We start from the raw sequence: 6,144 nt of genomic DNA, 5'->3' as shown, positions 1-6,144 counted from the left end.
TGGCACCAAGATCACCGTCATCGAGTGTCCATGGCCATGAGAAAGTCCCCATCTGTGGCCAGTAGGAAGTCCCCACTGGTGGCCAGGTAGAAGTCCCCACTCCTTTGCGGGCTCGTCGTGTCTTTTCCGGGAGCTGAGGGCCTGGGCGGTGACGGTGATAGCGCCAACTGTCACTTGATCACCGCCCAGGGAGCTCTATTGAAGTCTGCAAGGGAGCGTATGAACATCATTTCGGCGTATCACCAGGTCGGGTCGTATCGCGGCGCGGCCGAGCTGTGCGGTACTACGCACAAGACGGTCAAGCGGGTCATCGAGCGGGCCGAGGCCGGTGGCGCGCCCCCGCGGGAACCACGGCCACGCAACCTCGACGCGTTCACCGATCTAGTCGCCACCCGAGTCGAGAAATCACACGGCAAGATGTCGGCGAAGCGGATGCTGCCGATCGCCCGAGCTGCCGGGTATCAGGGCTCGGCCCGTAACTTCCGCCGCCTGGTAGCCGAGCAGAAAGTATTGTGGCGCAACGCTAACCGGCATCAACGCCGTCCGGCGGTCTGGTCACCCGGTGACTATCTGGTGATGGATTGGGCCGAAGCTGCACCGGGGTTGATGGTGTTCTGCGCGGTGCTGGCCTATTCGCGGTGGCGGTTTGTGCGGTTCGCCGCCGACGAGAAAGCCTCGACCACGCTGGCGATGATCGCCGAAGCCCTCGAGGCGATCGGTGGGGTTCCGGCCAAGATCCTGGCCGACCGGATGGGCTGCCTCAAAGGTGGTGTCGTCGCCAATGTTGTTGTTCCAACACCGGATTATGTGCGATTCGCGTCCCACTATGGCTTCGTTCCGGACTTCTGCCACGGTGCGGATCCGCAATCGAAGGGCATCGTGGAGAACCTCTGTGGCTACGCTCAGGACGACCTTGCGGTGCCGCTGCTGACCGAAGCTGCGTTAGCCGGTGAGCAGGTCGACCTACGTGCCCTCAACGCCCAGGCGCAACTATGGTGCGCCGAGGTCAATGCCACGGTCCACTCGGAGATCTGCGCCGTGCCCAACGATCGCTTGGTTGACGAGCGCACCGTCTTGAGGGAGCTGCCCTCGCTGCGGCCGACGATCGGCTCGGGGTCGGTGCGCCGTAAGGTCGACGGCCTCTCGTGCATCCGTTACGGCTCAGCTCGTTACTCGGTGCCTCAGCGGCTCGTCGGTGCCACCGTGGCGGTGGTGGTCGATCATGGCGCCCTGATCCTGTTGGAACCTGCGACCGGTGTGATCGTGGCCGAGCACGAGCTCGTCAGCCCAGGTGAGGTGTCCATCCTCGATGAACACTACGACGGACCCAGACCCGCACCCTCGCGTGGTCCTCGCCCGAAAACCCAAGCAGAGAAACGATTCTGCGCATTGGGAACCGAAGCGCAGCAGTTCCTCGTCGGTGCTGCTGCGATCGGCAACACCCGACTGAAATCCGAACTCGACATTCTGCTCGGCCTTGGCGCCGCCCACGGCGAACAGGCTTTGATTGACGCGCTGCGCCGGGCGGTTGCGTTTCGCCGGTTCCGCGCTGCCGACGTGCGCTCGATCCTGGCCGCCGGCGCCGGCACCCCACAACCCCGCCCCGCCGGCGACGCACTCGTGCTCGATCTGCCCACCGTCGAGACCCGCTCGTTGGAGGCCTACAAGATCAACACCACCGACGGGACGGCCTCATGACCACCGCTGCCAAGCCGGTGGCACCGTCCTCGGCGGCACCGCTGGCTGCTGACCTTGACGCGGCGCTGCGGCGGTTGAAGCTGGCCACGGTGCGCCGCAACGCCGCCGAGGTGTTGCAAGTCGCCAAGACGCAACGCTGGACACCGGAGGAGATCCTGCGGACGTTGGTTGAGGCCGAGATCGCTGCCCGCGATGCCTCCAACACCGCCAACCGTCTCAAGGCCGCAGCCTTCCCGGTCACCAAGACCCTCGACGGGTTCGACGTCACCGGATCGTCGATCACCGCAGCCACGTTCGACTACCTGTCGAGCCTGGAATGGATTCGGGCACAACAGAACCTGGCGGTCATTGGCCCACCTGGTACGGGCAAAAGTCACCTGCTCATCGGCTGCGGGCACGCTGCCGTCCACGCCGGATTCAAAGTCCGCTACTTCACCGCCGCCGACCTGATCGAGGTCCTCTACCGCGGCCTGGCCGACAACACCGTCGGCAAGATCATCGACACCCTGCTCCGCGCGGATCTGGTCATCTTGGACGAGATCGGCTTCGCCCCGCTCGACGACACCGGGACTCAACTGTTGTTCCGGCTCGTGGCTGCCGGCTACGAGCGCCGCTCCCTGGCCATCGCCTCGCATTGGCCCTTCGAACAATGGGGGCGATTCCTGCCCGAGCACACCACCGCCGCCAGCATCCTCGATCGGCTGCTGCACCACGCCAGCATCGTCGTCACCTCCGGCGAGTCCTACCGGATGCGCCACGCCGACCACAAGAAGGGAGCCGCCAAGAATTAGCCAACCACCCGCAGCGGAGTGGGGACTTCTGCTGGCCACCAGCGGGGACTTCTACTTGGCCATTGACATACTCCACCAGATGTTGGTGCTCTTGATTCCGTAGGGCTTCAGCAGTTGCGATAAGTCCCTAGAGCCAAGCGGAGTTCCGTCACGGCGGTAGCTTTTCCAGGGTGATTCATCAAGGCTCTCAAGCATTTTGAGGAGTTGCGGCGTCTTAAGAGCTGGTTTGGTGTTCTCTTTCATGAGGGATTCGCCCCTCTTAGAGAGGAAGATTCGGTGGAGGTCGGCCAGCAGTTGCACGCCGGTGCTGGTCGGCTCCCCCATGTCTCGCAGATCCGCAAGTGCCGCAAGTGCCGCATTGTCGCAGGTCAGAGGCCAGTGACCGCCCGCAAACGATGCGCACGCCAGCAATGCTTCCCAGCAGTCCGCCGCCCGGTCGGCAATCCCTTCCGGCATGTCCGGCCACGCGACTACGTATTGGGTTTCCGTCCCAGAGTTTTTGCTTGACCTGCAGTGCCCATTGCGCAAGACGGGCGCCGAGAAGCGCGGCTTTGGGTTCGTCCTCCCGAATGCGCCAGGGCTTGACCGTCTCGCCAGGAGGCGCGGGCGCTTCATTGACACCACCACGGCGCGGCTCATGATGGTGTCCGGAAGATCGTCCAAGCCAGCAAGACCCACCGCGCCGTAGGCGGGGAAATCTACAACCTCCACATTGCTGCCCTGCACCACGCACCGAGAAGACGTTCCGCTTCTGCGGTGTCCGGCATTGATCACGCCGCGAATGTCTTCATGATCTCCGGCTTTGGGGCCGAAGATGGTGTCTACCCTCATCAACCAGCAAGCTTCGCCTGTTCGGTCATCGTTTCCTCCCCTGCTGCTCAACCTATAAGTGGTTTCAGCGGGCGGCGGCATGGACCGCGTAAGTTCCTGTACGGCGTGAGTCGGCACCTAGCGCAGGCGCGGCTGAGAGTCCTTTCAGTCCGGGCCGCGCTTGCGAGCCTGGTGTTACAGAACAACTTTGGAAAGGCTCGCACAAATGAGTGCTCTTACGACTCCCCGAATCAACCCCGATCTCTTGCAGTCGCTTTTGCATCTGTCGCCGTACGGCGCGGAAGGCGGTTACGCCACTGAAGGCGACGTGCTGGTCAATACCACCGCTGACGGCGTAGACCTAAATGTCATCTGGGACGAAGTCGCGGCAGTGGTGAGGGCTTGGAACGCCGAACGTAGTGCTCTGACACGCCTTCTGACGTTCAACACGACTAATACCGCCGACGCCATCCCGCAAAGCAGGTCCAGCGATAGCTTCGAGGAAGCATCCGAGTTCGGTGAGCCCGAGTCCATCCGTCCGCCAGCTGATTACGCGCTCATGGGCTACACGTTCAAGGACTATGACAAAGCGTCACGCTGGACGTGGAAGTACCTGAGGGACTCTACGGCCGAGCAGGTTCGCGCCGTTGCCAACTATGCGTTGGAAGCCGACAACAAGCTGACCACCGGCACCATCTTGCAGCGCCTGTTTGATCCCGCGCAGACCTCAAACGAATGGGGCCACACGGTTTACGGTCTCTATAACGGTGATTCGATGGTTCCGCCCGCGTATCTGGGCAAGGATTTCACCACAGCTCATCAGCACTACCTGGTATCTGGTAGCGACACTATCGACTCCGGAGACCTGGAAACCGCCATCCGTCAGGTCACCGAGCACGGCTATGGGACCGAACCCAACTCAAAGCTTTTGGCGTTGATGAACCCGGCCCAGGCCGAAGTGGTGGCATCGTTCAAAGCTGGGGTGCAGAACGCGCCGGACATCATCGCCAAACACGACTACATTCCCAGCGCTGGCGCTCCCGCCTACTTCTCACCCGACGAGATCGTCGGCCAGGTGGCACCGGAGTCGTACAACGGCCTCAAGGTGCAAGGCTCCTACGGCCCGGTATGGGTGATCCAATCCGATTTCATCGCTGAGGACTACTTCGCCGTGGTCGCAACCTACGGAGCCAACAGCCCTGACAACGCCATCGGCTTTCGCGAGCACGTGCAGACCCAGTATCGAGGTCTGCGAAACATTCCCGGCCGCGTTCCTGGCTACCCGATCCAGGATGCATTTTCCAGCGCAGCTTTGGTGTGGGTGTGCGCCGTCGCGGCCAGGCTTGCGTGACGCAAATCAAGGCCAGCGGTAATTACACGGTCCCGGTGATCCCGAGATGACACCCTCAGATTGGTTGCAGGCCAACCTGTCCGCGGTGATCGTTGCCGTGGCGACGGCCAACGCTGTCCTAGCCGGCGTCGAGAACCGTACTGCTAGTACAACTGCGCTTCAGGAAGGTTCACAGGATGCCGGGAGTATCTGACTACAACCCCCGGCACGCGATGGACATGGACGCCCTTGACGCTGAGGCATCGGAATTTTCGTGGGGATCGGGCCTCGAGCCTAAGGAACTCAGAGCTGCTCCGCCGTCTGAAGGTGGCCGGTATCGCGGTACCGGTCCGCCGTGCGAGAAGCACATCAAGGTGTCCAACAGACCCCGTTAGAATTACTTGTCCGTTAGGGCCTCGGTTTCCCTTTATTTTCCAGCTGCTTTAGGTGGCGAAGCGAAATTTGGGTTCGCGGCCCAGGAATCTAGAATATCTATAACGAAGCGACGTAGTTCATCGTATTGGTGGATTAGCGCACTTTTAGTAAGATTAGCTTTATTTCTCAGGTTGCCGTGCGCGAGGTCGCTGCGCGTGCCGTAGGCTTTGTCAAAGTATTTCTTCGGTGCCAGGCCGTCATAGGTTCCAGGTAGGCGATCAGCAAGCTGAAGTCCATATCTACGGACAGAATTCATTTTGTTGTTCTGAAGAAGCTTTTTAACCTCTTCTTTCGTGTCTTCATCGAATTGCGCAAGGCCGTCAGCTATCGGCTTTAAAGCGTCAAGGAGCCCAGACAGATGAGCGTGTTCTTCTCGATACGGAATTAAGGCCTCGACAGCGGTGACTGTCAGAATGTATTTTGCCTCCGGATTCGGGTCACCCAATCCCGCATGGACCAAGTCCCAGGCAAGGCGTAGCTGCTCCGGCCACGGCGTACTATGCTGGTGCTGAGCCTTCGTGATCAGGTTCGGCAAATCGCCTAAGCCCGACAGGCCAACCGCTTCATACGCAAAGTAGACGAACCGTGGTTCGCGGGGGTGCACCGGAAAAACCAGCAATCCCACGCGGTCTCTATACGCGCGATCATCGTCACTTATGCCGACACTGTACCGAATATGTAGTGGTACATTGTCGAGTGGGTTCAAATTCTCTTCATCATCGTCACCGAAATCGCATGCTATCGCAAGCTGCGCAAATATCCAGGTAGCAATTTGACGCCATTTACGTCCCGCAATCAACGCTGTGTCAAAATCTGCGTAGGCGCTTCCCCATAAGGCAAGGCTAGTGCAATTTTTGATCGTCTTTGACCCTAAGGTGGATGTCAAGCAAACGTACTCTTGCGCATCGCTTAGGATGTACGTTCCGTCAGATACGTTAAAACGGCTGTTGCTTGTGATGTCGAAACGGTTGCGGAAGGCGTAGCTGCCCGCGGGCGCAGAATCCGCTAGTCCGACTGGAGATAAGACATACGCTTGGCCTTCGAACTGGGTGCCTCCCGTCACGGCGCGAGATTCTATTC

At 60.5% G+C, this 6,144-nt stretch carries 3 protein-coding genes and 2 pseudogenes; 3 read left to right on the top strand and 2 right to left on the bottom strand.

All coding sequences use genetic code 11. The features are described from left to right. The first annotated feature begins 198 nt into the window (after positions 1-198). Positions 199-1,698: pseudogene (istA, locus tag NF20_RS25635) on the top strand (IS21-like element ISMav1 family transposase). Further along, positions 1,695-2,489, top strand: a complete 795-nt coding sequence (istB, locus tag NF20_RS25630; RefSeq protein WP_009979999.1) for an IS21-like element IS1612/ISMav1 family helper ATPase IstB — start codon at positions 1,695-1,697, stop codon at positions 2,487-2,489. Before istA ends, istB begins: the two are co-directional and overlap by 4 nt. Before the next feature lie 51 nt (positions 2,490-2,540). Here istB and NF20_RS27015 read toward each other — a convergent pair whose 3' ends face one another. Next, entirely contained in the window at positions 2,541-3,320 is a 780-nt protein-coding gene (locus NF20_RS27015) for a DUF3631 domain-containing protein (RefSeq protein ID WP_230484113.1), read from the bottom strand. A 205-nt stretch (positions 3,321-3,525) separates the two neighbouring features. Between NF20_RS27015 and NF20_RS25625 the strand changes: the two are divergent. Further along, positions 3,526-4,700, top strand: a pseudogene (locus NF20_RS25625) (hypothetical protein). A gap of 356 nt (positions 4,701-5,056) precedes the next feature. Here the strand turns inward: NF20_RS25625 and NF20_RS27515 are convergent. Beyond that, complete coding sequence (locus NF20_RS27515) at positions 5,057-6,127, bottom strand: hypothetical protein (protein WP_132160400.1); 1,071 nt, start codon at positions 6,125-6,127, stop codon at positions 5,057-5,059. Positions 6,128-6,144 lie beyond the last annotated feature (17 nt).

Origin of the sequence: Mycobacterium sp. MAC_080597_8934 (assembly GCF_000523975.1) — a bacterium.
In the GTDB taxonomy this organism is placed as follows: Bacteria; Actinomycetota; Actinomycetes; order Mycobacteriales; family Mycobacteriaceae; genus Mycobacterium; species Mycobacterium avium.
Note: the sequence above shows the minus strand (reverse complement) of the source record. Positions and strands in the feature narration are given on the sequence as shown.

What these genes read in the sequence shown, in the direction of transcription:
- NF20_RS27015 (WP_230484113.1), bottom strand. Translation starts at nt 3,320, where the DNA reads ATGAGGGTAGACACCATCTTCGGCCCCAAAGCCGGAGATCATGAAGAC.
- istB (WP_009979999.1), top strand. Translation starts at nt 1,695, where the DNA reads ATGACCACCGCTGCCAAGCCGGTGGCACCGTCCTCGGCGGCACCGCTG.